This is a genomic window from Chryseobacterium sp. D764, assembly GCF_019317325.1.
In the GTDB taxonomy this organism is placed as follows: Bacteria; Bacteroidota; Bacteroidia; order Flavobacteriales; family Weeksellaceae; genus Chryseobacterium.
Map to the genome: position 1 here is coordinate 3,999,541 of NZ_CP079219.1, position 25,773 is coordinate 4,025,313.

General features: G+C 36.2%; 32 protein-coding genes. 11 read left to right on the forward strand and 21 right to left on the reverse strand.

Annotated elements, in window-relative coordinates; all coding sequences use genetic code 11:
- Position 1 precedes the first annotated feature (1 nt).
- Positions 2 to 1,207 (reverse strand): exonuclease SbcCD subunit D, encoded by a 1,206-nt coding sequence (locus KYG33_RS18175; RefSeq protein WP_180565129.1) that lies wholly within the window; start codon positions 1,205 to 1,207, stop codon positions 2 to 4.
- 42 nt (positions 1,208 to 1,249) lie between these two features.
- Positions 1,250 to 1,447: a hypothetical protein gene (locus KYG33_RS18180; RefSeq protein ID WP_077413819.1), complete on the reverse strand. Its 198-nt coding sequence runs from the start codon at positions 1,445 to 1,447 to the stop codon at positions 1,250 to 1,252.
- 75 nt (positions 1,448 to 1,522) lie between these two features.
- On the opposite strand from KYG33_RS18180, the gene KYG33_RS18185 reads away from it, so the two are divergent.
- Both KYG33_RS18185 and KYG33_RS18190 read left to right on the forward strand, forming a co-directional pair.
- Positions 1,523 to 1,771: a VF530 family DNA-binding protein gene (locus tag KYG33_RS18185; protein WP_077413820.1), complete on the forward strand. Its 249-nt coding sequence runs from the start codon at positions 1,523 to 1,525 to the stop codon at positions 1,769 to 1,771.
- A gap of 181 nt (positions 1,772 to 1,952) precedes the next feature.
- Positions 1,953 to 2,453 (forward strand): peptidylprolyl isomerase, encoded by a 501-nt coding sequence (locus KYG33_RS18190; RefSeq protein ID WP_219072175.1) that lies wholly within the window; start codon positions 1,953 to 1,955, stop codon positions 2,451 to 2,453.
- 186 nt (positions 2,454 to 2,639) lie between these two features.
- On the opposite strand, the gene KYG33_RS18195 is transcribed toward KYG33_RS18190, so the two are convergent.
- The 4 genes from KYG33_RS18195 to KYG33_RS18210 all read right to left on the reverse strand — a co-directional run bounded on the left by KYG33_RS18195 (position 2,640) and on the right by KYG33_RS18210 (position 6,533).
- Positions 2,640 to 3,020, reverse strand: a complete 381-nt coding sequence (locus KYG33_RS18195; RefSeq protein WP_219072176.1) for a YchJ family protein — start codon at positions 3,018 to 3,020, stop codon at positions 2,640 to 2,642.
- 100 nt (positions 3,021 to 3,120) lie between these two features.
- Positions 3,121 to 3,552 (reverse strand): hypothetical protein, encoded by a 432-nt coding sequence (locus KYG33_RS18200; protein WP_077413823.1) that lies wholly within the window; start codon positions 3,550 to 3,552, stop codon positions 3,121 to 3,123.
- A 2-nt stretch (positions 3,553 to 3,554) separates the two neighbouring features.
- Entirely contained in the window at positions 3,555 to 4,388 is an 834-nt protein-coding gene (locus KYG33_RS18205; RefSeq protein ID WP_180565131.1) for a hypothetical protein, read from the reverse strand.
- A 3-nt stretch (positions 4,389 to 4,391) separates the two neighbouring features.
- Positions 4,392 to 6,533: a M3 family metallopeptidase gene (locus KYG33_RS18210; RefSeq protein ID WP_219072177.1), complete on the reverse strand. Its 2,142-nt coding sequence runs from the start codon at positions 6,531 to 6,533 to the stop codon at positions 4,392 to 4,394.
- 259 nt (positions 6,534 to 6,792) lie between these two features.
- On the opposite strand from KYG33_RS18210, the gene KYG33_RS18215 reads away from it, so the two are divergent.
- Positions 6,793 to 7,620 (forward strand): GIN domain-containing protein, encoded by an 828-nt coding sequence (locus tag KYG33_RS18215; protein ID WP_077413825.1) that lies wholly within the window; start codon positions 6,793 to 6,795, stop codon positions 7,618 to 7,620.
- Position 7,621: 1 nt separating this feature from the next.
- Here the strand turns inward: KYG33_RS18215 and KYG33_RS18220 are convergent, their stop codons facing one another.
- The 5 genes from KYG33_RS18220 to KYG33_RS18240 form a co-directional block, all read right to left on the reverse strand.
- Complete coding sequence (locus tag KYG33_RS18220) at positions 7,622 to 9,511, reverse strand: monovalent cation:proton antiporter-2 (CPA2) family protein (RefSeq protein ID WP_077413826.1); 1,890 nt, start codon at positions 9,509 to 9,511, stop codon at positions 7,622 to 7,624.
- A 3-nt stretch (positions 9,512 to 9,514) separates the two neighbouring features.
- Positions 9,515 to 10,036, reverse strand: coding sequence for an NAD(P)H-dependent oxidoreductase (locus KYG33_RS18225; protein ID WP_077413827.1), 522 nt, complete (start codon positions 10,034 to 10,036; stop codon positions 9,515 to 9,517).
- Between the two features lie 198 nt (positions 10,037 to 10,234).
- Positions 10,235 to 11,050 carry a TPM domain-containing protein gene (locus tag KYG33_RS18230; RefSeq protein WP_219072178.1) on the reverse strand — a complete coding sequence of 272 codons (816 nt, stop codon included), beginning with the start codon at positions 11,048 to 11,050 and terminating at the stop codon, positions 10,235 to 10,237.
- Positions 11,031 to 11,459, reverse strand: a complete 429-nt coding sequence (locus KYG33_RS18235) for a TPM domain-containing protein (RefSeq protein ID WP_175627188.1) — start codon at positions 11,457 to 11,459, stop codon at positions 11,031 to 11,033. Before KYG33_RS18235 ends, KYG33_RS18230 begins: the two co-directional genes overlap by 20 nt.
- Before the next feature lie 3 nt (positions 11,460 to 11,462).
- Positions 11,463 to 12,068 (reverse strand): LemA family protein, encoded by a 606-nt coding sequence (locus KYG33_RS18240; RefSeq protein WP_077413830.1) that lies wholly within the window; start codon positions 12,066 to 12,068, stop codon positions 11,463 to 11,465.
- A 73-nt stretch (positions 12,069 to 12,141) separates the two neighbouring features.
- On the opposite strand from KYG33_RS18240, the gene KYG33_RS18245 reads away from it, so the two are divergent.
- Together KYG33_RS18245 and KYG33_RS18250 are read left to right on the forward strand one after the other, a co-directional pair.
- Complete coding sequence (locus tag KYG33_RS18245) at positions 12,142 to 12,639, forward strand: dihydrofolate reductase (protein WP_219072179.1); 498 nt, start codon at positions 12,142 to 12,144, stop codon at positions 12,637 to 12,639.
- Positions 12,640 to 12,785: 146 nt separating this feature from the next.
- Positions 12,786 to 13,355, forward strand: a complete 570-nt coding sequence (locus tag KYG33_RS18250) for a hypothetical protein (RefSeq protein WP_047382084.1) — start codon at positions 12,786 to 12,788, stop codon at positions 13,353 to 13,355.
- Between the two features lie 63 nt (positions 13,356 to 13,418).
- Here the strand turns inward: KYG33_RS18250 and KYG33_RS18255 are convergent, their stop codons facing one another.
- The 3 genes from KYG33_RS18255 to KYG33_RS18265 all read right to left on the reverse strand — a co-directional run bounded on the left by KYG33_RS18255 (position 13,419) and on the right by KYG33_RS18265 (position 15,686).
- The gene (locus tag KYG33_RS18255; protein WP_077413832.1) at positions 13,419 to 14,051 is read right to left on the reverse strand and encodes a trimeric intracellular cation channel family protein; all 633 of its coding nucleotides are present in this window, start codon (positions 14,049 to 14,051) and stop codon (positions 13,419 to 13,421) included.
- Between the two features lie 105 nt (positions 14,052 to 14,156).
- Positions 14,157 to 14,621, reverse strand: coding sequence for a pantetheine-phosphate adenylyltransferase (gene coaD, locus KYG33_RS18260; protein ID WP_076356137.1), 465 nt, complete (start codon positions 14,619 to 14,621; stop codon positions 14,157 to 14,159).
- An 81-nt stretch (positions 14,622 to 14,702) separates the two neighbouring features.
- A complete protein-coding gene (locus KYG33_RS18265) occupies positions 14,703 to 15,686 on the reverse strand; it encodes a D-alanine--D-alanine ligase (protein ID WP_219072180.1) in 984 nt (327 codons plus the stop codon).
- A gap of 156 nt (positions 15,687 to 15,842) precedes the next feature.
- On the opposite strand from KYG33_RS18265, the gene KYG33_RS18270 reads away from it, so the two are divergent.
- From KYG33_RS18270 to murI, 5 genes are all read left to right on the forward strand, one after another.
- Positions 15,843 to 16,934: a PASTA domain-containing protein gene (locus KYG33_RS18270; protein WP_077413833.1), complete on the forward strand. Its 1,092-nt coding sequence runs from the start codon at positions 15,843 to 15,845 to the stop codon at positions 16,932 to 16,934.
- A gap of 73 nt (positions 16,935 to 17,007) precedes the next feature.
- The gene (locus tag KYG33_RS18275) at positions 17,008 to 18,081 is read left to right on the forward strand and encodes an RluA family pseudouridine synthase (protein ID WP_180565136.1); all 1,074 of its coding nucleotides are present in this window, start codon (positions 17,008 to 17,010) and stop codon (positions 18,079 to 18,081) included.
- A 51-nt stretch (positions 18,082 to 18,132) separates the two neighbouring features.
- On the forward strand, positions 18,133 to 19,083 hold the full coding sequence (locus tag KYG33_RS18280) for a PorP/SprF family type IX secretion system membrane protein (protein WP_047377725.1): 951 nt from the start codon (positions 18,133 to 18,135) through the stop codon (positions 19,081 to 19,083).
- A 51-nt stretch (positions 19,084 to 19,134) separates the two neighbouring features.
- The gene (gene hemW / locus KYG33_RS18285; RefSeq protein ID WP_077413834.1) at positions 19,135 to 20,259 is read left to right on the forward strand and encodes a radical SAM family heme chaperone HemW; all 1,125 of its coding nucleotides are present in this window, start codon (positions 19,135 to 19,137) and stop codon (positions 20,257 to 20,259) included.
- 61 nt (positions 20,260 to 20,320) lie between these two features.
- Entirely contained in the window at positions 20,321 to 21,151 is an 831-nt protein-coding gene (gene murI, locus KYG33_RS18290) for a glutamate racemase (RefSeq protein ID WP_047382099.1), read from the forward strand.
- Between the two features lie 56 nt (positions 21,152 to 21,207).
- Here murI and KYG33_RS18295 read toward each other — a convergent pair whose 3' ends face one another.
- On the reverse strand, positions 21,208 to 21,807 hold the full coding sequence (locus KYG33_RS18295) for a nitroreductase family protein (protein WP_219072181.1): 600 nt from the start codon (positions 21,805 to 21,807) through the stop codon (positions 21,208 to 21,210).
- Positions 21,808 to 21,891: 84 nt separating this feature from the next.
- Between KYG33_RS18295 and KYG33_RS18300 the strand changes: the two genes are divergently transcribed.
- Positions 21,892 to 22,239, forward strand: a complete 348-nt coding sequence (locus KYG33_RS18300) for a winged helix-turn-helix transcriptional regulator (protein ID WP_077413836.1) — start codon at positions 21,892 to 21,894, stop codon at positions 22,237 to 22,239.
- Here KYG33_RS18300 and rsmD read toward each other — a convergent pair.
- The 6 genes from rsmD to KYG33_RS18330 form a co-directional block, all read right to left on the reverse strand.
- Positions 22,236 to 22,808, reverse strand: a complete 573-nt coding sequence (rsmD, locus tag KYG33_RS18305) for a 16S rRNA (guanine(966)-N(2))-methyltransferase RsmD (RefSeq protein WP_077413837.1) — start codon at positions 22,806 to 22,808, stop codon at positions 22,236 to 22,238. The genes KYG33_RS18300 and rsmD overlap by 4 nt on opposite strands.
- An 84-nt stretch (positions 22,809 to 22,892) precedes the next feature.
- Complete coding sequence (locus KYG33_RS18310; RefSeq protein WP_077413838.1) at positions 22,893 to 23,609, reverse strand: DUF3822 family protein; 717 nt, start codon at positions 23,607 to 23,609, stop codon at positions 22,893 to 22,895.
- 18 nt (positions 23,610 to 23,627) lie between these two features.
- Positions 23,628 to 24,122 (reverse strand): Smr/MutS family protein, encoded by a 495-nt coding sequence (locus tag KYG33_RS18315; RefSeq protein WP_077413839.1) that lies wholly within the window; start codon positions 24,120 to 24,122, stop codon positions 23,628 to 23,630.
- Positions 24,123 to 24,204: 82 nt separating this feature from the next.
- Entirely contained in the window at positions 24,205 to 24,702 is a 498-nt protein-coding gene (locus KYG33_RS18320; protein ID WP_047382113.1) for a metallophosphoesterase family protein, read from the reverse strand.
- A complete protein-coding gene (locus KYG33_RS18325; protein ID WP_219072182.1) occupies positions 24,702 to 25,151 on the reverse strand; it encodes a hypothetical protein in 450 nt (149 codons plus the stop codon). The genes KYG33_RS18320 and KYG33_RS18325 overlap by 1 nt, the downstream gene beginning before the upstream one ends.
- An 86-nt stretch (positions 25,152 to 25,237) precedes the next feature.
- Positions 25,238 to 25,702 (reverse strand): hypothetical protein, encoded by a 465-nt coding sequence (locus KYG33_RS18330; RefSeq protein ID WP_219072183.1) that lies wholly within the window; start codon positions 25,700 to 25,702, stop codon positions 25,238 to 25,240.
- Positions 25,703 to 25,773 lie beyond the last annotated feature (71 nt).

The following is a 25,773-nucleotide window of genomic DNA, read 5'->3' on the forward strand; positions in this document are numbered from 1 at the left end:
CTTATGCATTTAAAATTTCGTTAAACAAATTCATCAGTTCTTCATTGGCTTCCTGCCCGCCGTTTTTGGATTTAAAATAATCTTTAAATAATATATCAATATTCTGATTTAAATTGATTTCGTGGCTCTGCTCTTCATCAAGCTCCCGGTTTTTGACTTTTGGAATAAGGTGAACAATCCCGTTATGAGACTGATAAATTAATCTTCTTTCATCAGCTGTTAAAAATGTCTCACTCTCAAGGGTAAGTTCTATAAATGTATTGGGATTTTCTTCCAGCCATTGAACAGTATCTTCAATGGAAGTAAATGTTTTTCTGACTAAAATTCTTCCGCTTTTTAGTATTTTTTTCTCGTAAGACACTGTTTTTCCCGGCTCAGCATCAATAATGGAAACATACTTTTTCTGCCCGGCTTCACTGAAGCTGTAACAAAGGGGAGAAGATGAATAAATCACAGGTTTCTCTTTCGTTCCGATATTCTGAAACCCATGGAGATGGCCCAGTGCCGTATACTGAATCTGCTCAGGAATACTGTCCGAAAAAATCAGATCTGCATTTCCGATTTTAATAGGTTTTTCTCCTTCCGGTTCTTCCAGAATTTCTGCACCTCTTTTATTTATATATAAATGAGCGGTCAGAATATTGACTCCAGAATCATCACAAAACTGATCTGCAAGGTTTTTCCATGTTTCTGAAAGCACTTTATTAATTTCTTCCTCTTTATTTTCACCAAAATATTCCTTTAACCGGATTTCATTTGCGAAAGGAGTATGAAGAATTCTTACAGGAAAATCTATTCCTCCGATTTTCAATTCTATAAAACCTGCCTTAGAATTTGAAACTTTGAAATATTCCGTACTAAAAAGTGTAATCTCGGCTTTAGGATGTCCTATTAAAATAATTCCGCATTCACGAGCCAGAGGATCTGGAGCATTGATTAGGCTGGGAGAATCATGATTTCCGGAAATAGCAATCACAGGACGTTTTCCATTTAAAGATAAACGTTTCAGGGTTTTATAAAAAAGCTCAATGGCTTCTACACCTGGATTAAAATTATCAAAAAGGTCACCGGCAACAAGAATAAGATCTGCGTGTTCCTCATCGGCAATGCCTATAATCTCTTCCATTACCAGGATTTGCTCTTCCATCCGTGAAAAGCGGTCCAGTCTTTTTCCCAAATGCCAGTCGGCGGTATGCAGAATTTTCATAAATTTATTATTGTTTAAAGTAAGTTGAGTAATAAACCATTTTTATAGTTGATTATCAGATTCTTTTGCTTTGAAGTCTTCCCGGATTTGCTTTAAACGTGTTTTCCTTTCTGCTTCTGCATTTTGTATTTTCCGTTTTTTCTGATCAATTTGCTTTTTATTTTTTTTCCTGTTTGCTTCGTTGTTTTTGCTCATATTGGTTGGTAACGAATAATTTTTATGGGTAAGAAATAGCTTCATCAAAAATACTAAAGATTAAGAGTTTAAACAATTTTAGTGGCCAGGTCTGATAAAATGTTTTAATTTTACTGCGTTATGGAAGAAAAATCAAAAGATCCTTTACATGGAAAAAGGCTTGATGCTATTCTTGAAGAACTGGTAGAGTACTACAAAGGATTTGAGAAATTGGGTGAGCAGATCAATATTAAATGTTTTACAGATAACCCAAGCATCAACTCGTCTCTGAAGTTTCTAAGGAAAACACCTTGGGCAAGAACAAAAGTGGAAAGTCTGTATCTTTTTATGCTGAGACAGAAAAAAAGAGATGAGACCAGAAAAAAATAAAGGCTGGAAGTTATTGAAGCTATTATGGAATTAATATAAAGTAAAAGGAAGATATATTTTCTTTATGCCTTTCATAGTTTCCTTCTTCCATCTCCTGGCTTCCAGGCTCATTGAATCATTTCAAAAAATAGTATATTTGTAACATTAATCGTGAAACGAAATCACGAAAAAAAGAAAAAATATGACAATTGAAAACAATCACGTTGTAGCTGTACGTTACATCCTTCACACTATCGAAGCGGACGGAACTAAAGTTCTTGTAGAAGAAACAACAGCAGAAAATCCACTTACATTTTTGTACGGTGTAGGAATGATGATTCCAAAGTTTGAAGAAAATATCTTAGGTTTAAAAGTTGGTGATAAAGCTGCTTTTGTTATTCAGCCTGAAGAAGCTTATGGTGAAAGACAGCCAGACGCTATCGCTCAATTGCCGATTGAGATGTTTAAAGAATCAGGAACTCCACCTATCGGAGCTATTTTACCTTTGTCTGATAACCAAGGGAATAATTTCCAGGCTTTTGTGGTAGAAGTAACACCAGAAGCTGTAGTAGCAGACCTTAACCACCCAATGGCAGGAAAAGTGTTAGATTTCGACGTAGAAATTTTGAACACACGTCCAGCAACAGAAGAAGAATTGACTCATGGTCATGCTCACGGAATTGACGGAAACGAAGCTCACTAAAAAATAATATAAATGTCCGGTTTTTTCGGACATTTTATGAATATTTATCCAATATTTTTTGGATAAAAGATAAAAAAATCCCCACAAAACTATCTGTGGGGATTTTTATTATTGGTGCGTAATATTGGGGATTCTATACGCAAAGAATTATTCTACATTAAATTGTTACCAACAAATCAGGCTCTATCACTCATCCAAAAATTCTCCTGAAACATAATACCAGCGTTCGTGCATTTTCTGAAAAAGCGAAAACTCATGATGAAGCTGTGGATGTCCGTTCTGGTCTGTATAATAAGCCTTAAACTCTACCTGGTTTAAAGCAGGAGTACGGATGATTTCCAGTTTTGTCCATTGGTTGATTTCTCCCCATTCCTGAAGATCTTTCTTATTGTGGTATTTTCTTTTTCCCGGAAGGGTAGTCTCCATCAGATATTCACCATTCGGGATGGCAAAAGCAGAGAACCTTGAACGCATCAGAGCTTCGGCAGTAGGAGCATGTTTTTCTCCGGTATGATAAGGCTTGCAGCATTCTTTGTATGATTTTCCTGAACAGCAGGGACAGTCCATATAGTGTATTTTAAATGTTGAACTGCAAAAATAATGAATATCAATAGAAATGAATTATAAATAAAAAGAAGCACTCTTAAAGAATGCTTCCCGTTATCTTTTACTGATTGTCTTCGTCAATTTTAGTATCTACAAAGCTGTAATTTTCAGTGGCCATATCCAGAGCCTGCTCTTTTGAATTAAATTTTACATGGGATGGATCTAAAACCTTGTATGTATAAATATCCGTTTTCCCTGAGTTAAAATGAAGTTCATGAAATTCTCCTTTTTCAATCCACCATTGCCCTCTTTCGATAACTTGTCTGACGTCGCAATTCTGGATAGCGGTGAAAATAAGCATAAAAGTGCCGTCTGCTTTTCTTTCCATTACCCAGCGCTTTTCCATACCTTCTACCTGCTGGTCTTTCTCGCTTCCTTTCCACAGACCCACAAGTTGGGGATCTATTTTATTGGCTTGTGGTTTTGCATGGCCTTTTTGAGCATACATTGCCCCAAAGACAACTAATAATGTTGCCGTAATGATTTTTTTCATGGTTATTTAAAAAATAATGTGAGAGGAACCCTGCTGTTTACTGTTATTCCCATAGTTTTGGCAGGAACCCATTTTGTTTTTTTTATAAACTTTTTTATTTCGTTGATAAAGTAGGATGAGTACTTATAATTTTTTTTATTTTGGAAGGTAAGATCAATATCTATATCTGAGACCGTTCCGTTTTTGTGTAGGGTAAATTTCGCAGAAATAGAAGAATAAAAGTCTTTGTCTTGCCGGTATTCAAATTCATCGGGATAGTGCACATTTTTCCAAAAGTCTTTTTCATAATCTTTAAAAAAGTCTCCGTAAGATTTGCTGCCCGGATACCTTGAAATGGTATCACATTCTTCAAAATCATAGACTTTGTCAATGTTTTTTTTAACATATTGTACGTCTGCGATATGTCTCAAAGAATCGATGAACTTTGGGCCAAACTTTCTGTCAATTTCCTTTGACATTGCATCTTCATAACAATTTTGCAGCTCCAGAGGAACCGTGCAGTAGTACAGGGCACTTCCAACATCGATATTCTTTTGTTTCAAAAGAACATCCATTTCAGCATTGCTTCTGTAGCTTTCTACCATTCCGAAGTAATGAAAATAAACAAGCTTGCCTTTTTTAATGTCTGCTTGTGCTCTTGCGGTTTCAGCAATACATTGTGAATCCAGATACTTTCTCTCTTCTTTAATGTATTCCTCTAATTCCTTAGAGATTGTTGTATCAGATTGTTTTTGAAATAAAGATTCTGACCTGCTTTCAAATCCTTTGTTTTTTAATGAAAAGCAAGTCAGAATGATTAATGAGGACAATACTTTTATACCTGTATTGAGTATCATAGATTATTTTATAAATCCTCTGTTTCTTAATAATGGTTTGATATCCGGATCGTGTCCTGTAAAGTCTCTGAATGCCTGATTCAGATCTACAGAATTTCCTACGGAAAGAATATATTTTCTGAATCGGTCACCATTTTCTCTGGTTAACCCACCGTTTTTACTGATCCATTCCCATGCATCATTATCCAACGTTTCAGACCATAAATAAGCATAGTATCCTGCAGAATATCCACCTCCCCAGATGTGTGCAAAATAAGGAGTATGGTATCTTGGCGGAACCGTTGCCAAATTGAATCCATGGCTGGCCAAAGACTGCTTTTCAAAATCTAAAACAGGAATAAACTGGCTGTCGTTGCTTACTGTATGCCAATCCATATCAAGTTCAGCAGCAGAAACCAATTCAGTAGTCATGTATCCCTGATTAAAAGTAGATGCCTTTTTGATTTTGTCTACCAAAGCCTGTGGAATAGGTTGCTTAGTCTCATAATGTACAGCATAATTCTTTAGAACAATAGGATCTAAAGCCCAGTGCTCATTGATCTGAGAAGGGAATTCTACAAAGTCTCTTGGTACATTTGTTCCTGAAAGAGAAGGGTATTTCTGGCTTGCAAACATTCCGTGAATAGAGTGACCAAATTCATGGAAGATCGTTGAAACATCATCATAACTGATTAATGAAGGTTTTCCCGGAGCCGGTTTCTGATAGTTATAACAGTTAACGATTACAGGTTTTGTTCCTAATAAATAAGACTGTTCAACAAAATTACTCATCCAAGCTCCACCGTTTTTAGAATCTCTTGTGTAGAAATCCAGATAGTAGATGGCGATAGATTTTCCATCATGATCAAAAACTTCGTAGGTTACTACATCAGGGTGATAAACCGGAAGATCTGTTCTCTTTTTGAAAGTCAGTCCGTAGAATTTTTCAGCAGCGAAGAAAACTCCTTTTTCAAGAACCGTTGTGATTTCAAAGTAAGGTTTTATTTCACTTTCATCAAGATCAAACTTAGCTTTTCTTACCTGTTCAGCATAGAAATTCCAATCCCAAGGCTCTACTTTGAAGCCTCCTTTTTGCTGATCAATAAGATCCTGAATATCTTTTGCTTCACGTCTTGCTGTTTCCACTGCGGGAGTAGCAATCTGGTTCATCAAATTAGTAGCAGCTTCAGGTGTTTTTGCCATCTGGTCCTGAAGTTTCCATTCAGCAAAGTTTTTCTTGCCTAAAATCTGAGCTTTTTTCAATCTCAGTTTAGCAAGTTTTTCAATTGTTGATCTTGTATCGTTAGCATCTCCTTTTTCAGCTCTAGTCCATGAAGCTTTGAACAGCTTTTCTCTGGTAGTTCTGTTTTTTAAATTTTGTAAAAGGGGCTGCTGTGTTGTATTTTGTAAAGCCAGAAGATATTTTCCAGGCTGTCCTGCCGTTTTTGCATCAGCTGCTGCCGCTGCAATTTCATCAGCAGAAAGTCCGTCCAGTTCTTTTGCATCAGAGAAAAATACACCTCCCTGCTTTCTTGCTTCCAATAATTTATTAGAATATTGTGTAGAAAGAGAAGCCAGTTCCTGATTGAGCTGTTTTAGCTTTTCTTTATCAGCTGCAGAAAGATTTGCCCCTGCAATTTCAAAATTCTGCTTATAATATTGTACCAGTCTTTTGCTTTCAGAATCTAGACCATCTTCTTTGATGGACTGTATTCTTTTATAAAGATTTTCATTCAGGTACAGTTTATCAGAATGGGCTGCAAAAATAGGTGCATATTCTTCGTCTAAAGCCTGCAAAGTAGGGTTAGTATTTGCACCTGTAAGATTTGAGAATACAATTTGTGCTCTTCTCAATACTTCACCACTTTTTTCCAATGCAACGATTGTATTTTCAAAAGTAGGAGCAGCCGGATTGTTGGCAATTTTTACAATTTCAGCTTCATGCTGCTTCAAACCATATTCAAAAGCAGGTTTGAAGTGCTCATTTTTGATTTTGTCAAACTCCGGAGCTTCGTATTGAAGCTTGCTTTTCTTCATAAAAGGATTAGAAGATAAAGAGGGATCAGGTGCGGGTAGCTCCTGTTGAATATCGGTCTGTTTCATTGTAGTACAAGATTGATTGAACGCCAAGGCAGAAATTAATAATACCGATGAAATATTCTTCATAAATATAGTTGTTATTAAAGCATAAAGATATTAAAAACTTGTATCATAGGATCAATTTTGGCAGAGGTATTTACTGAAGCCGTTTTGTGAGTGATTTTAAAATGAATACGTTAGGCATTTCAGGGCACATCAAGTTCTTTCTGAAAAAATCTGGATTGCAGGTAATTGCAGTATTTTTAAATGTAATGTAATATTTTTTATAAATTAGTTGTTATTTAATTAAAGAAATCAACAAAAATAATCGACAAAAGAAATAAGCATGAAAACAAAGACTTTATTTATTTTTTCAGCCTTAGCGGCATTAGCCTCATGTAATGATAAACATGAGAACAGAAACAGAGATAGAGATGATGACAGAAGTAACTGGGTAGAGAAAGTCGTGAACAAAGAAAGTGGTCCGATACAGCATAAAGAATTTAACGGAGATTTTGATGAAATTCAGGTTTCCCAGGCGATAGAAGCTGAAATCATAAAATCTGAAACAGAAAAAGTAGAAATCTCAGCACCTCAAAGTATCATCAATGAAATTCTTGTAGATAATGATGGCGGAAAGTTGCACATTCATTATAAACCTGGTATCAGAGTGATGAATATCAGCAAAGTGACTGCTAAAATTTATACAAAAGACTTTAATAAACTTCTTGCTGATTCAGCTGCAAGAATTATCATAAAAGATAAATTTACCCAGGAGAAAACAGATGTTGAAGCATCAAGTGCAGGCAGTATTTCCGGAGATCTGGAAGCTAACGATATGGATATTAACATAAGCAGCAGCAGCAGCTATGATGGTAAAATATGGGCTGTTAACCTTGATATTGAATCTTCATCAGGATCTACTCTTGATATTTCAGGAAAAGCAAAAAAAGCGGATATCAGTGCATCTTCAGGCAGTAGTGTTTCTGCTAAAGGAGTTATCGTTGATGATGTAGAAGCAGATGCATCCAGTGGGGCAAGTATTCATATCAGTGCTGTTTCCAGTGTGAAGGCAGGTGCTTCATCCGGTGGAAGTGTGGATATTTCTAAAAAAGGCGAGCTTAAGAATGTGATTAAGGATGAAAGCAGCGGTGGCAGCGTAAACATCCAATAAACTAATCCTGGGATTCATCCTCATCTTCTTCATCGGTGGATGAGGATCCTTCCCAATTTTTATTATCAAAATTAAGATTGTCGTAGGCTAATAATTCCTCCTCTCGCTGGAGGATTTCTTTTGTAGTAAACAGCGTAATGTCATCATCATTTTCCTTCATTTTGGCAAGTTTTCTGATGGATGCCTTATCAATAGCCATAAACCTTTGCCCCATACGTCTCGCTGCATATTTTCTCATTCCTGTTTCATGAAGTACATCAACGGCCATATCAACGGCTGTTCCTAATGTTTCACGGTAAATATGATTGACTCCACTGTTAAGATATTCATAGGCGTCAATTCTGTTTTTTGCCCGCACAAAAATTTTAACACTAGGATAATGCTCACGGACAAGTTCTGCAATGAATTTATTATCATCCGGATCATCCAGACATAAAACCAAAATTTCAGCATCTTCAATTCCGGCAGCCCGCAAAATGGGTATTCTGGTAGCGTCACCATAATATACTTTAAAACCATAACTTCTGAGCAGTTTTACACGATCAGAATCACGGTCCAAAACAGTAGCTGATATTTTATTAGCCTTTAAAAGACGTCCCACAGTACTTCCGAAATGTCCAAAACCTACAATGATAATTTTCTTTTGAATTATATCATTGTCGAGAATGTTGTAATCATTTTCTTCTTCGGGAATTTCTTTAATGAATTTCGGAGTAATAAACTTGTCATTAATGATCAAAAGAATGGGAGTAATACACATGGTAATTGCAGTAACAGCCATCATTTGAGCGTTCATTTCAGGACCTAACAGATAAAGATCCGAGGCATAATTGAGGAGTACAAATGCAAATTCTCCCACCTGGGATAGTGCAAATGCATAAAAAAAACTTTGAGGAGTATCTATCCTGAAAAACTTTCCGATAGTATATAAAACAACAAATTTTACAGCCAGCACAGCAAATACAGTGCTAAAGATAAATAAAGGGTCTTTCTGGATAATATTAAAGTTAATGGTTGATCCAACGCTAACGAAGAAAACGGCTAACAGCAGTCCTTTGAAAGGATTGATCTGCGCTTCCAGCTCATGACGAAACTCACTGTTGGCAAGCATTACCCCGGCAAGGAAAGCACCCAATGCAGGAGAAAGTCCGATGACAACCATCAATTCGGAAACACCAATAACCAGGAACAGGGAGGAGGCAGTCAGCAGTTCTGTCATTCCCGATTTTGAAACATAGCGTAAAAAAGGAACAAAGACATATCTGCCCAATAAAATAAGCAGAGCTACTCCAAAAATTACAGTACTGGCCTGCAGCCATTCCGGCAGCTTTTGGATCAGAATCTGAATTTCATTATCATGATGCTTGGCTTTATAATTAGCTACAAGAGGGAGTATTGCCAGAATAGGAATCACAGAAATATCCTGAAAAAGTAAGGTAGAGAATGAGGCTTCTCCAGCTGTGGTCTTGAGATTGTTTTTTTCCTGTAAAGTCTGCAGAACAATTGCCGTAGAAGATAATGCAAAACACATGGCAATGGTAATTGCTTTATCTACTCTCCAGCCTACACTGATGAACACTAAAAAAAGCAATAAAATAGTAAGTGCCATCTGAGAAAGTCCCAGTCCCATTATTTTTTTTCGCATTTCCCAGAATTTCCGCGGCTCCAGTTCCAAACCTACCAGGAATAAAAGCATAATGACTCCAAATTCGCTGGCATGCATGATGTCATCCACATTTTTTCCTGTAAGCCTGAGTACATATGGACCGATAATGATTCCTCCTAAAATATAACCGATTACAGAACTCAACCCTAATTTCCTGGCCAATGGAACCATGATAATGGCTACACCCAGGAAAATTAATGTGTTCATCGCTAAGCTGGATTCCATAAATTATTGATTGAGGAGTTCTGTAAATTCTTTTTTATGCAGGATAATTTCTTTTTTAGACAGCTTATTGGCTTCGTATACGATCTTGATATGTTTGATATCTGCTTTGAAAACTTTTAAGGAAACAATGAGTCCGCTGATCAACTCATCGATTGTATATTGATAAGTGCCGGTTTTGCTGAAAGATCTTTCTTTTCCCCCGGTGGTTATCAGAATATAGACTTCTTTTCCTTCCAGAGGATTGTGTTCGCCTTCTTTAAGCCAGTCTCTGTCGAAAACTTCATCAATCCATAATCTGAGAAGAGGAGGCATTCCAAACCATATTAAAGGAAACTGGAAGACAAAGCGTTCATAATTTTTAAGGCGTTTTCTTTCTCTGAAGGCTGCAATATGAAAATCAGGATATTCTTCATAAAGATCTCTTAGGGTATAATGCTGGTGGCGAACGTAGAAATTGATGAGCTCTACATTCGAATTGGAGTGCTCCAGATAAGGGTGTGCAAATACTACCAGCGTCTTCTTCATAATCCTGTTTTCAGTAAATATAGCGAAAAAATATTAAATAAAAGATAGTTTTTATGTGGTTTTGTTAATTTTTTAATATGAAAAAATCAATTTAACATTAAGAAAAGGTAAAGAATTGATGATATTTTCGGTTTTTAAATAAAAAATCAGGTCGTGATGACCTGATCTGTTTATATATTTTGAAAATGATTGACTGATTTACCATCCGCCGGATGCACCACCGCCTCCGAAACTTCCGCCACCGCCGAAGCCTCCAAATCCGCCGCCACCACCGCCGGAACTTCCACCACCAAATCCGCCACCTCCAAAACTGCCAGGGAATGGGAAGAAACCACCTGGATAATTTCTGCGTCCTTTTCTTGTAATGATCACATCATCGTCATCGTCATTATTTCCACCACGTCCGCCTCCTCTGTTACCGAAAAGTATAGCAATAATGATGAAAATAATAAAAGCGATAATAAGAACTTTAAAAGCGCTTCCATTACCGGAAGGAGCCGTTATTGCTACAGGTTTGAATTTGCCCTGAACAGCCTCCATAATGGCTGAGGTTCCTCCATTGATCCCTTCATACCAAAGACCCTTTTTGAAGTTGGGTGTTACAATATAATCTAAGATCTGTCCTGCTACTGATGCGGTAAGGTATTGTTCTACGGCACGTCCCTGTTGGATAGACATTGTTCTGTCTTCTGTTGCAATAAGGAAAACGACGCCGTTATCTACTCCTTTTTTTCCGATTTTCCATTTCTGCCCAAACATGGTTGCCAGAAAGTTGACATCTTCTCCTTTGGTAGAGCGTATGATCACTACTTCAATTTCCGTTGAGGTAGTATCTGCAAACTTGATCAGCTTATTATTCAGGGCATCTTTTTCCTGTTGAGAAAGCAGATTGGCTTCATCAAAAACAGGATAAAGAACGGCCGGTTTTTCAGGAATAGTGTATTGTGCTGATACAAAAGTGTAAAAGCAAAGCAATAAAAATGAAAATACTATTTTAAGAGAACGTAATTTCATTTGAGAGTTGGTTTGGATTTTCTCCTTCAACAGGAAAATATTTTTTGAGTTCAAGTCCTGTTTCCAGGATGGCACTTTTCAGAGCCTGGTAATAATGTCCTTTGGCAAATTCAGCAGTAATATAGTCGTGAAGATGATCCCAGTAAGATTGTTTTACCTTTTCATGGATTCCGATATCTCCAATGATGGTCAGATATTTTTGTTCGAAATTGACATGGAAAAGAACAGCATTCCTTTCAGCGGTTTTGTCCATATCGAGTTTTTTGAAAACCTCAAATGCTGTTTTAGCATCCCGATTATCTGTATTGGAATCAATATGTACCCGGATCTCTCCTGTAGAATGATCTTCCGCAGACTGAATCGCTTCCACTAGGGAAGCGATCTGTTGATTTGTTAGGAAATTACCCATTATTTATTTGAATACTTCAGGGGCTTTCTGAGCTCCTGCTTCAGCTTTGAAATAAGGTTTTTCTTTAAAGTTGGTGAAATTCGCCAAAATATTATTTGGGAAAGTCTTGATAGAAGTGTTGTAATCCTGTGCAGCTTCGTTGTAATAAACAGTTTCTGTTCTGATGCTGTTTTCAATAGCGGTATATTCTCTTTGGAAGTTGATATACTGCTGGTCTGCTTTTAAGTTAGGATACGACTCTACTACGGCCATCAATCGGCTCAATGCTCCTGATAACTCACCTTGTGCTGCCTGAAATTTAGCAATATCAGCCTCAGTCATGTTTGTAGGGTCAATGTTGATAGAAGTAGCTTTAGAACGTGCTTCTACAACCTGCGTTAAAGTTTCCTGCTCAAATTTTGAATACGATTTTACCGTTCTTTCCAGGTTAGGAATAAGGTTCGCTCTTTTCTGATACACAGTTTCTACGTTTGACCATTTTGTGTTGACCGTCTGTTCTTTGGTTACGAAATTATTATATCCGCTTTTTCCCCAAAAGAATAGAACAGCAACAATGATAAGGAGGGCGATACCAATTGTTCCAGCGCCCAGACATCCTTTATTTTTCATAGTTTATTTTTTTAAATTTTTTGTGCTAACCAAATATACAAATTATGTGCTAATTTTGTAAAAAATTATTTGAATGACAACAATAGTGGTGGCAATGGGAGAGAAAAATGAAATTGGTTTTGATAATCAGTTGCTTTGGCATCTTCCTAAAGATTTAAAACATTTTAAAGATATTACTTCAGGGCATCCGATTATAATGGGAAGAAAAACATATGAAAGTATTGGGAAACCTCTTCCGAACCGTACCAATATTGTTGTGTCAAGAAAGAAAGACTGGTTTGAGGAAGGAATCCTTATTGTAGGAAGTATAAAGGAAGCATTGAAGTTTGCTAAAAAGATTGATGAAGAAGTTTTCGTTATTGGTGGAGGAAATATCTATGAACAGACTATGGAGGTTGTAGACAGGCTTGAAGTTACTTTGGTGAAGGCAGATCTTGAAGCTGATGCATTCTTTCCGAAGATAGATCCGAAGATCTGGAAAAAAACAAACGAAATCTGTCATGATAAAGATGAAAAGAATAGCTATGATTTCTGTTTCCAGACGTTTGAAAAAATAAAAAAAGAAGCATAAATGAATCGTGAATTTTTGCTTCGCACAGTGAATCGTGAATTTTCACATTTACAAAAATTAACAAGCGCAGCGAATTGACCATTCACAATTGACTTTTTGAACTTTAAGCCTTAAATTTATTATCTTTGCACTTCTAAAATTTAATAATGAATAAATACATAAAAATTGCAATAGCAGCAGTTCTTATCCTGGCAGGACTTTATCTGATGATTTTCACAAGAAATCTTGGATGGGGTATTGTTGTTTTTCTTTTAGCAGCATCCCCGATCTTATTATTCTTTAAAAATGAATATATCCTGTTGGCATTCTGGCAACTGAGAAAACAGAATATGGAAAAAGCCGGCGAGTGGCTGTCAAAAATAACTGATTATAAAGGACAGCTTCATAAAACTCAATATGGATATTTTCACTATTTATTAGGATTAACACAAGCTCAGGATCACCCTGCAAAAGTAGAGCCTTTCATGAAGAAAGCTTTGGAATATGGTTTGAATATGAAACATGACAGAGCAATGGCTACTTTAAATCTTGCAGCAGCCGCTATTTCTAAAGGAAGAAAGCAGGAAGGGCAGAAGCTATTGGAAGAAGCTAAAAGATTAGACAGTGCTGGAATGATGACTGATCAGATCAAAATGATGAAAGATCAGCTGAAAATGCCAACCATGCAGAAGCATATGCACAACCCTAATATGAGAAATAGAGGGAAATTCTTCTAGCTAGAAAATATAAAAATAAAAAGCACCTGTTTCAGGTGCTTTTTTTATGGGTAAAAATATGTTTTACATTTCCGAATTCTGATCATAACCATAAAATTTAGGCATTTGCCAATGATATTTTACAGCAAAAGTTCGGATCGCAACAATCAGGATAATGGTGAAAACCTGTATAAAAGTATAGGAGAGTGGAGTATACTTGGTCATCAGCAGAAATGCTGCTCCTCCCACGATACATGCGGTAGCATAAATCTCCTTTCTGAAAATCAATGGTATCCTGTTGAGCAATATATCCCGGATAATCCCTCCGAAACAACCTGTTATGGTTCCTAATGCAATACAGATCATAGGATGTATACCTGCATTTAAACCTTTCTGAACTCCGATAATGGTAAATAACCCAAGACCAAAGCTGTCGAAAATAAATAAGGTTACTTTAAAGTTTTTCTCAAGAGATTTGAATATCATGGAGAAAATACTGGTCACCAGGATAAGGGTACACATCAGGATATCATGCATCCAAAATACAGGAATATCAAGCAAAAGATCTCTTACAGTTCCGCCTCCCACAGAAGTTACAAATGCAATAATAAGCACTCCGAACGGATCAAGCCGTTTCTGCATGGCTGCAAAACTTCCAGACATGGAAAAAGCAATGGTCCCCAGGACTTCTATAGCAAAATTGAACTGTTCGTGCATATCTATTATAAATGGTAAATGATAATTGATGAATGATTTTTTGCTTAAGCAAATTCTTGGCCATTGTATCAATTATCATTTATCGCTTATCAAATATTGTTGTGTTTATTTCTCCACTCTTACCGAATCCGGAACCATCAGCTCATATTCGCCGCCGTGGGTGATAATTTCCCTTACGATGCTGCTGCTGATGAAAGATTTTCCTGAGGAGGTCAGTAAGAATACAGTTTCCAGTTTTTTGTGGGCTAATGTTCTGTTGGTATGAGCAATTGCTTTTTCAAACTCAAAATCGGCAGGATTTCTTAACCCTCTTATAATGTATTGAGCATTTTTTTCAAAACAGTAGTCTACCGTTAACCCTTCAAACGAATCTACTTCCACATTGGGAAATTCTGCTACGGAGTTCTGGATAAATTCCATTCTTTTTTCAAGAGGGAACATGTATTTCTTCTGAGAATTCTGCCCTATGGCAATGATTAATTTATCAAATAATGGGGCCGCTCTTTCTATAATATCGTAATGTCCTAGTGTAATCGGGTCAAATGACCCTGGGAAAACAGCAATTTTCATGTTGTACGAGTTATGATTTTGATTAGTGAATTATCTGCTATAGACTTTAAATTAGCTTCTAGCATTTAATTTCTAACTTTTTTATTTATTTAAAGCTTTTTCAACTTCATTTCCGCAAAGATCCATAATGGAAATTCCATAGTGTCTTGCCTGTTGTGGGAGAATACTTGCAGGAGAGAATCCCGGATTGGTATTCATTTCAAGCATATAAGGAATTCCATTCATTAAAATATATTCGCTTCTTGAGAAACCACTCATTCCTAATGAATTGTATGCTCTTTTAGCAATTTCTTCCACTCTTTTTGTGGTTTCATCATCAATTCTTGCTGGTGTAATTTCTTCAGAAGCACCTTCATATTTTGCTTCATAATCGAAAAATTCGTTGGTAGGAACAATTTCTGTAATTCCCAGAACAATGGTTTCTCCTTTAAAATCAATAACTCCTACAGAAACTTCCATTCCATCCAGGAAACTTTCAATCAGGATTTCATTATCTTCTTTGAATGCGATTTCAGTAGCGGCAATCAGTTCAGATTTTTCTTTTACTTTAGTGATTCCCAGAGAAGATCCGGACTGGTTAGGTTTTACAAATAGCGGTAGATTCAATTCTGATACAATCTTATCTACATTGATTTCTTCACCTTTTCTTAAATAGATGCTTTTCGCGGAAGGAATTCCATACTTTGATAATACGGCAAGAGTATCTTTCTTATTGAATGTAAGAGCGCTCTGGTAAAAATCACATCCGGTATATTTTTGACCTATTGCATCCCAGTATGCCTGAAGAATTCCGTTTTCTCCCGGAGTCCCGTGGATGATATTGAAGCAGGCATCAAATTTTAAGGTTTCCCCATTATCTAAAGTTACAGAAAAATCACCTCTGTTGATCTCGTATTTTTTATCATTTTCTCCTAAAAAATACCATTCATCTTTAAGGACTACTACCTTATATACATCATAGAGATTTCTGTCTAAAGAATCATAAATCAATTGTCCGCTTTTTAAAGAAACGACATATTCATCAGAATAGCCTCCCATTACTACGGCAACACTTTTTTTGTTCATAACCATATAGTATCAATTAAGGCAAATTTAAACATTTTATGTAATGCAATATGGGAAATCCGCAAATTTTAAGATCAAAAATGAATTGTGTTAAATAAAAAGTCCATTCTAAAATTATTAGCTATATTTGCGGTTATAATTAAAGTATTTTTAAGTATGCTTAAATCACTTTTCAATTGGAAAGTTTTACTGAATTTAGTAATAGCCATCGGTGTTTTTGCAGGGTTGGTATGGCTCACATTTCGCTGGTTGGAACACCATACAAATCATGGTCAGGAAATACCTGTTCCTAATATTGTAAATAAATCTATACATGACGCTGTTAAAATTTTAGATGATACAGGATTGGAATATGAAGTAGACAGTGCCAACTATAATCCTAAATTCAGACCATTCCAGGTTCTTCAGGTTTATCCTGCACCAGGTTCCCGTGTAAAGGACGGAAGAACAGTACACCTTACAGTAAACCCGAGAACATGGGCTCCGATTGCCGTTCCGGATGTTATCAATAAATATTCAGGCCTTGCATTCCAGAGACTGGATCAGGTGGGTCTTAAGATTGGAGATACCATTTATGAACCGAGTATTCAGAAGGATGCCCTTTTAAGAATTTTATATAAAGGAAATGCGGTAAATCCGGGTGCTCGTTTACCTAGATTCTCCATTATTGATGTAGTAGTAGGTTCAGGACCTATGAGAAACATTTCCATTCCAAATGTAGTAGGACTTACGGTGAAAGAAGCGAGAGCTGTTATTACCAAAAGTATGTTTGAAGTTGGACTGGTAGAGCATGAAGATGGAAGCAAAGACGAATCGGATATTATTTATTATCAGGATCCTGCTTCAGGAGATGTTCGTGATCAGGGAATGCAGATTGACCTTTGGGCCAGTAAGAAAACTCCGGCAGAGCTAAGAGCGAAAATAGAGCAGCTGAATTCTATTTACCGTATGAAGGTAGATACTTCACTTCCTCCGGTACGATATGAAGAAGTACATAATGAACCAAGTTATGATGCTCCTGTAGTGCCTGCTCCGGTACCTAGAAGAGAAACTCCAAAGCCTGAAGTGCCAAAAAATGAGACACCTAAGACACAGACAACGACTTCTAAACCTGTCACTTCAGCAACTGAGAAGCCTAAAACTTCTACTGCTGCTCCTGCTACAGGACATACAGCTAAACCGGCTGCTTCAACAACGACACAACAGCCTGCTCAAAAGCCGAAAGCTAAGAAGGTAGTCGTAGAATAAAATCAGATTAATATCAAAAATACAGGCTTCAACTGCAAAATGTTGAGGCCTTTTGTGTAAAAAAAGTAAAACAATGTCAGAAGATAACGACGATTTTTTAGATGAAGAATTATTAGATTCCAACAGTATTGAAAACATCGATATTGACGAGGAAAATAAAGGATTGTATGAACATCTTAATATCACTGTTGACAGTAAACAGGAACCATTAAGAATTGATAAGTTCCTTTTGATCCATAGGCAGAATTCTTCAAGGAATAAAATTTCACAGACCTGCAGAGCCGGAAATGTAGTGGTGAACGGAACTCCTGTAAAACAGAATTACCGTGTGAAACCGGGAGATCAGATTTCGGTGCTGCTTACCCATCCTCCAAGAGAGAATGTCATTGTTCCGCAGGATATCCCTGTAAATATCATTTATGAAGATGATGACCTTGTGGTAGTAGATAAGGAAGCAGGAATGGTTGTACACCCGGGATTCGGAAACTGGGACGGAACATTGGTGAATGCGCTGGCTTTCCATTTTGAAAAGAATGGAGTAAAGTCTGATCTTGACAGAGTAGGGCTTGTTCACAGGATTGATAAAGATACCTCTGGACTGCTGGTGATTGCCAAGAATGAGTATGCATTGAGCTTTCTGGCAAAACAATTCTTCAACAGAACTACCAAAAGACTGTACTGGGCTTTTGTGTGGGGGAATCCTCAGGATGAAGAAGGTACAATCAGAGGCCATATCGGAAGACATCCTAAAAACAGAATGCAGATGTCTGTCTATGAAGATGGCAGCCATGGAAAACACGCAGTAACCCATTATAAAGTCCTTGAAAGATTCAAATACATGACATGGGTAGAATGTAAACTTGAAACGGGAAGAACCCATCAGATCAGGGCGCATTTCAAACATATCGGGCATACTTTGTTTAATGACGAAAGATATGAAGGACATACGCCTCTAAGAGGGATAAATCTCCCAAAATATAAGCAATTCATTAAAAATGTTTTTGAAATTTTGCCACGACATGCCCTTCATGCCCATACCCTCGGATTTATACACCCAACGACTAAAAAGGAATTATATTTTGAGAGCCCAATGCCCAAAGATATGGCGGATGCCGTAAAAAAATGGAGAAATTATTTAGAAAACTAAAAATATATTGAGAATTTTTTTATATTTGTTGAATTGAAATCAAGATTTGTTATGAGAAAACTATATGCTATCGTATGTTTAGCTCTTTTGTCAAATGCATACAAAGCACAAGAATCACTACCATACTATCAGCAATATCTTTTGGATGGTGAGTTCCTGTTCAACCCAGCTCAATACGGAAAAACAGATTACGTACAGCTCAACGCCAATTATCAACAACAATTTTCAAAGTTCAACAATTCTCCGAATGTTCAGTCAATCGGGATTAATGCGAATATCTTTGATAGAGTAGGTGCTGGTATTTCTGTGTTCAGAGATAGCAACGGACCTATTTCTGCAGGAGGGATTACAGCTGGTGCTTCATATTTTATTCCTCTAAGTAGTGAAGGAGACAGAAAAGACCAGTTCTCTTTCGGTACAAGTGTTAACTTCTATAACATGAACTTTGATTATTCTAAAATTAATACTGAAGAAGGAGGCGACCCGTTATTGAGAGGTGAAGAAAGTAATATCTTCATGGTGTATGCAAACTTCGGTTTGGCTGCTACCTATAGAGGGCTATTCGGGGGTGTTTCCGTAAATGATATTGCATTAAGTAATGATGCTTCTATCGTAAACAACTACGAGCCTTCTCCAATTAAATTCTTCTTAAACTTAGGATATAACTGGAACATTGCTGATAATATTACAATAGCACCATCAGCATTAATCAACCTTAATACAAACTCAACGAGAATGATAGACTGGAACCTTATGGCTACATTCTCTAATGATATCAACGCATTCTCTTTCGGGGTAAGCTACAGAACGGTTCAGAACAGATTTGACAATCAGAACCTGAGTATCTCTCCAATTGTAAAAGTGAGATTCAACAAATTCATGATCGGAGCAACTTATAACCTTGGAATATCTGATATCCAAAGCTATGGTGGAAACAGCTTCATGATTGGTCTGGGTTATAACTTTGACAACTTTATTAATGCTAGAGGATTTAGATACTAATTAATTTAATTTAAATAAATTTGAGCTCTGAAAAATTTCAGAGCTTTTTTTATGATATATATTCACATTCCGTTCTGTAAACAAAAATGTAGTTATTGTAACTTTCATTTTTCAACATCCCTGAATTTCAAAGATGAAATGCTTCGTGCAATGAAAACCGAAATGCTGCTCAGAAAAGATGAATTACAGAACAGAACGCTGAAATCCCTTTATTTTGGCGGAGGAACACCCTCTATTCTATCCGTAGATGAAATCAATTCCTTAATTGATGAAGCGTTACGGTATTTCAGTTTTGAAAAAGATATTGAAATTACTCTGGAAGCCAATCCGGATGATCTGGATAAAAGTTTTTTAAAACAATTAGCCGGAACACCAGTGAACAGACTGTCTATTGGTACTCAAAGTTTTTTTGAAGAAGATTTAAAATTAATGAATAGGGCCCATACTGCTTCCGAGGCAGAAGGTTCTATCAAACGGGCACAGGATTTTGGCTTTGAAAACCTGAGTATTGATTTGATCTACGGTTCACCAACCTCCAATCTTGAGATCTGGAAAGAAAATCTGAATAAAACAATTGCATTGGAAGTTCCTCATATTTCGTCCTATGCTTTGACAGTAGAGCCCAAAACAGCTTTGGAAAACTGGATTTCAAAAGGAAAGGTGAAAAGTCCAAAAGAAGAAGAACAGAACAGAGAATTCTATTATCTGTCTGACTTTTTAAAAGATAATGGCTTTGAACATTATGAAGTTTCCAATTTTGCCAAGCCTGGATTCTACTCCCGTCACAATTCTTCCTATTGGAAATATCAGGAATATCTGGGAATAGGACCTTCGGCACATTCTTATAACGGATTTGATGTCAGAAGCTGGAATGTAGCTAATAATCAGCAATACATTAAAAAGCTTAATGATAAACTGTTGGCCAAAGAGGAAGAAATTCTTTCTAAGGAAGATCAGTTCAATGAAATGATCATGATTGGCCTGCGTACGATCTGGGGTGTAGATCTTAGGAGTTTAAAAAATAAATTTTCAGATAGATTACTGGAACATTTTCAGACTGAAATCAAAACGAAAATAGAAGAAGGTATTTTAATTATTGAGAATGACCATTTAAAAATCCCTGAGAAGCATTGGTTTATGGCAGACGGAATTGCCTCAGATTTGTTTATTGTATAATGTTTGTATGTATACAGATATGCCATAAAATTCACTATTTTTGTATAAAATTTCAGTTCATTTGAAAACTAAAAAACAAGATTATTCACATCTTTCACCAAGCCAGCCTATCGGAATTTTCGACAGCGGGGTGGGAGGCCTTACCGTTGCCAAAGAAATCAAAAGACTTCTGCCTAATGAAGATCTGATTTACTTTGGAGATACAAAGCATCTTCCTTACGGAGAAAAATCCAAGGAAGCAATCATTGAATATTCTACAAAGATCACCAATTTTTTGCTGCAACAGAACTGTAAAGCGATTGTAATTGCCTGTAATACGGCAACAGCTAATGCTTTAAATGAAGTGATGCAGTCTGTTGCAGGAAAAGTTCCTGTTATAGACGTTATCAATCCCGTAGCAGAAAAAGTATCTTATGAAATCCACAATAATGTAGGAGTTATTGCGACCAAAGCTACTGTGAATTCCGGACTTTACAAAAAGAGTATCCGAAAGCATAATAAATGGATCAAAGTGGATGAATTGGCAACGCCATTGCTGGTTCCTGCTATTGAAGAAGGATTTAAAAACCATCCGATCACTCATGCTATTATTTATAATTATTTAAGTAATAGTAAATTAAAGAATATTGAAACACTTATTTTGGGCTGTACCCATTATCCTCTTCTAATTGATGAAATCAAACAGTATTACGGAAACAGAGTCCGTGTTATTGACTCTCCGAATATTGTAGCGAACCATCTGAAGATTATTTTGGATAAGTACAACCTTTTAAATGATAATAACCCCAAACCGAATTATCACTTCTACCTTTCCGATCTTACCAAGAATTTTGAAAAGATCTCTAAGAAGTTCTTTGGGAAAACAATAGATTTAGAATTGAAAGTATTATAAATTAAAGCCTGCCTCATATTGAAGCAGGCTTTTTTAGTATATATTGGTAAAGAAAATTAAGCCTCTACAATTACCTTTTCAGCTTTCAGTCTGGTTTTTGGATTAAATTTAGGCTGATTGGTGTCTGTTTCATCTCTTTCCCCGATAGCGACTGCGAACAATGTTTCGTATTTTTCATTATTCAGGATACCATCATATCCTTCGGGTTCAATTCCTTCCATTGGAGTTGAGTCGATTTCCATATCGGCACAGGCAGAAAGCAAGACACCTAGTGATAAGTAAACCTGGTGTTTTAGCCAGGATTTAATTCCATCTTCTCCTTTAGACTTTACAAAGTTATTGTAATAAGCAACAGATCCTTCCGGAAGGACACCTTCGATCTGCTTTTCAAAATCTTCCGGATTTTTAAGAGCCTGGAAAACGATTATATGGCTGCTGTCCAGAATTTTTTCCTTATTAAAATAGGATTTGTCTGCCAGTTGTTTCTTGATTTCAGGATCTTTTATAAAGATAAAATTCCATGGCTGGCTGTTAATAGATGAAGGACTGAGATGTAAAATCTCTTGTAAAGTTGCGATCTGTTCTTCACTGATTTTTCCCTGTGGGTTATACTTTTTTACAGTATACCTGTTTTTCATTTTGTCTAAAAAGTTCATAATTTTATACTATCATTTTTATAGTTACAAAATTAATTTAAGTTTATTAACTTTGCAATAACGGTAAAAAAGGATAGTATAAAAATGTATACAATAGATGATAAAGCATACCCATGCTGCACCAGTGTAACCATGAGGTTTATAGGCGGAAAATGGAAGGCTGTGATTTTATTTCACCTGATTGATGGTGCTAAAAGATATAATGAACTAAGAAAAATAATCCCTACCATTACGGAAAGGACACTCAGCCTTCAGCTTAAGCAGCTGGAGGAAGATGATATTATTGACAGAAAAGTGTTTACAGAAAAACCTCCGTTAATGGTTGAATATACCTTGACAGATTTTGGAAGGACTCTTCTTCCCGTATTGGAAGCAATTACAGACTGGGGAAAAACAGCTCCGGAAAGATCAAAAAAAATAATCAGGAATTAAAGTTCCTGATTATCTTCTTTATTCGGTTCAAAAAAACTGAAACTCACGTTTCCGTATTTTCGGGTATCTATTAGGTTAGGATGTTCAAGCTTCATACGGCTTTGGTGCTCCACGATGAGAACTCCGTTTTCTTTCAGGTATTTATTGTTTAAAACCAGAGAAATCAATTCATAATACTTCTTCTCTTCCATTTCAAAAGGAGCATCAGAGAAAACAATCTCAAAAGATTTTTTATTTCTGAATTTTTTAAGCCAGTCAAATACATCACCTCTCTGTACATTGATCTGAAGTGCCATGTCAAGCTCAGAAGCGGTAGTGTTGATAAATGCCGTATGCTTTGGATTCATTTCTACAGAGGTAACACTTTGGCATCCTCTGGAAGCAAATTCAAAGGTAATAGAGCCAATTCCTGCAAAAAGATCAAGCACGGAGATCGACTGCATATCGTATTTGTTTTCCAGAATGCTGAATAAAGCCTCTTTCGCAAAATCGGTGGTAGGCCTTACATCAAAGTTTTTAGGGGCGGCAATTTTTTTGGCTTTCCATTTGCCTGATATTATTCTGAACATATTGTTGTTAGGGTTTAGGTAATAGATTATAGGTGGCAGGTGGTTGTGTTTTGGGCTTTAACCCTGTTCCCTGCGGCCTGCAACCTAGTTAAGTATAAAATTCTTGTTTGGAATATTGTCAAAAACAATTTTCAGATTTTTAACAAATTTCTGAAGTTCGGAAATGAATGTTTCATTTTCCGTAGTTTCTCCATAAGCATAAAAGCTGGTTTCATTGATTCCAAAACCTATCTTACTCAATGTGAACATAATGAAGTAAAGGAAATCTACTTCTGAGTTGACATCAAGGTTATTATAAAGGATTATTTTTTTATTGTCAATCGCAAAAAACTCACATTGGTTATGATAAAGATTGATATGAATTTCCTTGTTGGTTTTATTATTAATTGAACTTAGAAACTTTTCTCCGGAGAAATTAAAATGAACCGGTATCGCAAGCTCTTTTATTTTTTTATAATAATTTTTCGGGAAAGTATAATAAAACTGGATATTGAATTTTTTGTTGATAGAAAGCATCAGTTCTTCCCGTTCTTTATCTGCAGGAGCATTGAAGGCTATAAGATCAAATCCAGCCTCGTGCTCAGAAAAACCTTCAGGCATCAGAGTAAAATGATTAAATGCTGAAATCACCTGGATCTCATCATAGCGCTGCTTAATAAGAACTTCGTCCAGCTTTTGCTCAATAAGATTGGCTGGGGTCTCTTCAGTAACGAAATAAGATTTTTCCTCCAGAATGTTTTTGTTTTTAACAATCTGGCAGATCAATCCGTCTTTGGTAAAAAGTAAATTAAGTACGTTCATATTTCAATTGCTGCAAATTTAGTGAAATTCTACCATTACCGCACCCGATTGATGGTGAAGTATTTCCTTATTATAAAAATCAATATTGACCTGGCTTTCCAATACATCCCAAACCATCCTCTGCAAAGTCCCGTCACCAATGCCATGAACAATTTCCAGTCTCTTCAGGTTGTTCTTTCTGCAAAACCCGATCACTTCAATCAGTTTTTCCTTTTGGATAAACAATCTTTCAAAGCTGTCATAGTCATTGGGATTCTTTACCAAATTATGAAAATGAAGGTCTAAAACCAAATGATTTTTCTGATGTTTCTTAGAAATGATTTTTTTAGGTTCTGCTTTTCTTATTACTCTGATATTTTCATAAAGATCAGAATCCTTAGGAACCAGTTTTTCTTTAGGATATTGGTGGGTAAAGCCATATTCATCTTTAAAAACGACAATATTTCCCTTCACGGAAGTTACCACTCCGCTTAAATCTTCATCTACTACCGAAACCTTGTCGCCGATTTTCATATTTTAAGACTTGTCTGAATCAATTATTGTACAAAGGTAGAAAGTAAAATGTATGAAATCAAACTCCTCTACACTTAAACACTCAAACTCTCGGTCCAAGTTCAATAATTTCCAGATCTTTGATTTCCTCACCGTCTACCACAAAGCGCATCATCGTCCTTACTTTATGCCAGCCCTGTTTTCCACAGGCACCGGGATTAAGGTGCAGCAGGTTGTTTTTCTCATCATACATCGCTTTCAAAATATGCGAATGTCCCGAGATAAATAATTTAGGTGCTTTTTCTGCTATTTCTTTTTTAGTAAGTGGAGTATATTTTCCGGGATAACCTCCGATATGAATCATCAAAACCTCCAGCTTTTCACAAAAGAAACGGTTGACCTCCGGAAATTCAGCCTGGATTTTAGCATCATCAATGTTGCCGTAGACTCCTTTCAGAGGTTTTATCTTTTCCAGCTGCTCAATGACGTCAAGATTTCCAAAATCTCCACAATGCCATACTTCGTCAGCCTGAGAAGCGTATTCCAGGATCCGGTCATCAATATAAGAATGCGAGTCGGAAAGGAGAAGGATCTTTGTCATTATCTAAGGGTTCTTTCTGTAATATTTTCGTGGTATTTATCTTTGAATATCGCTATACGTTCAGGATTCAGTTCTCCGTCATGATTGATTACTCGTTCTTTTAATAACCATTTTACCAGCTTTTCCATACCTTTTTTAGAATTCATAAAATTGGCAATTTTGGCTATATCTGTTGATTCTACTTTTGTTTTTTCAGGCAGAAAATTCAGGATAAAATAATCATCACTTACATAGCTTGGAGTTTCATTGTCCATATATCGGTAAAGAAGAATCTCTTCATCATCCTTCATAGAAAAGAATGAGTATTGAGCCACATTGATTTTTTCAGTTTTCAGAATCTGCTTTCCATCTAATAAAACTTTATCATCTTTGATGGTGACGTCCTGAGAAAAATATAAATTACAGCTTATCATCAGGAAGAAGAAAGTCAATAATCTGTTTACTGCCATTTTTTGATTTTTTTTAAGACTGCAAATATAAGAAGCTTTAATAAACTTATCAGATCTGATTCCTTTCAGAGAATAATGTAAGGATATCAGTCAGTAATATTTTTTGTTCTTCGGATAGAATCCAGTTTCTTTTCTATATCCGCACTGAAAACCTTTTTTAGTTTCAGTTGATTTTCCGTAAGCTTTGAAATAACAAAAGTACCGGTCATATTCGTATTGGAAGGAAATACTAAAGTTACTGTAGAATCTGAGGCTTTTTTCCAGCTCCCGATGTAACGGTCTGGTTTTTCATTTTTAGTAACCGGTTCTTCCAGAGTATCATATCTTAATGTAGATTTAATCAGGTTTCCTGTGACTTTTCCATTTTTCTGAAATCTGATTCCTTCTCTTCTTGCCTCAAAACCATCCTGCTTTTCGTAGGTATAAATATAAGTATCCATTTTACTGAGATTCCAGGTTTGTAAAAGTAAAGGATTGGAAGTTCTGTCCTGGGCTTTGATACCACTGACTGCGAAAAGAGAGAAAATACAGATACAAATAGTCTTTTTCATGAATACAACGGGTTTATCAGTAAAATATGTAAACTTTTAACCATGCTAAAATTAGCATCACTTAATATTTA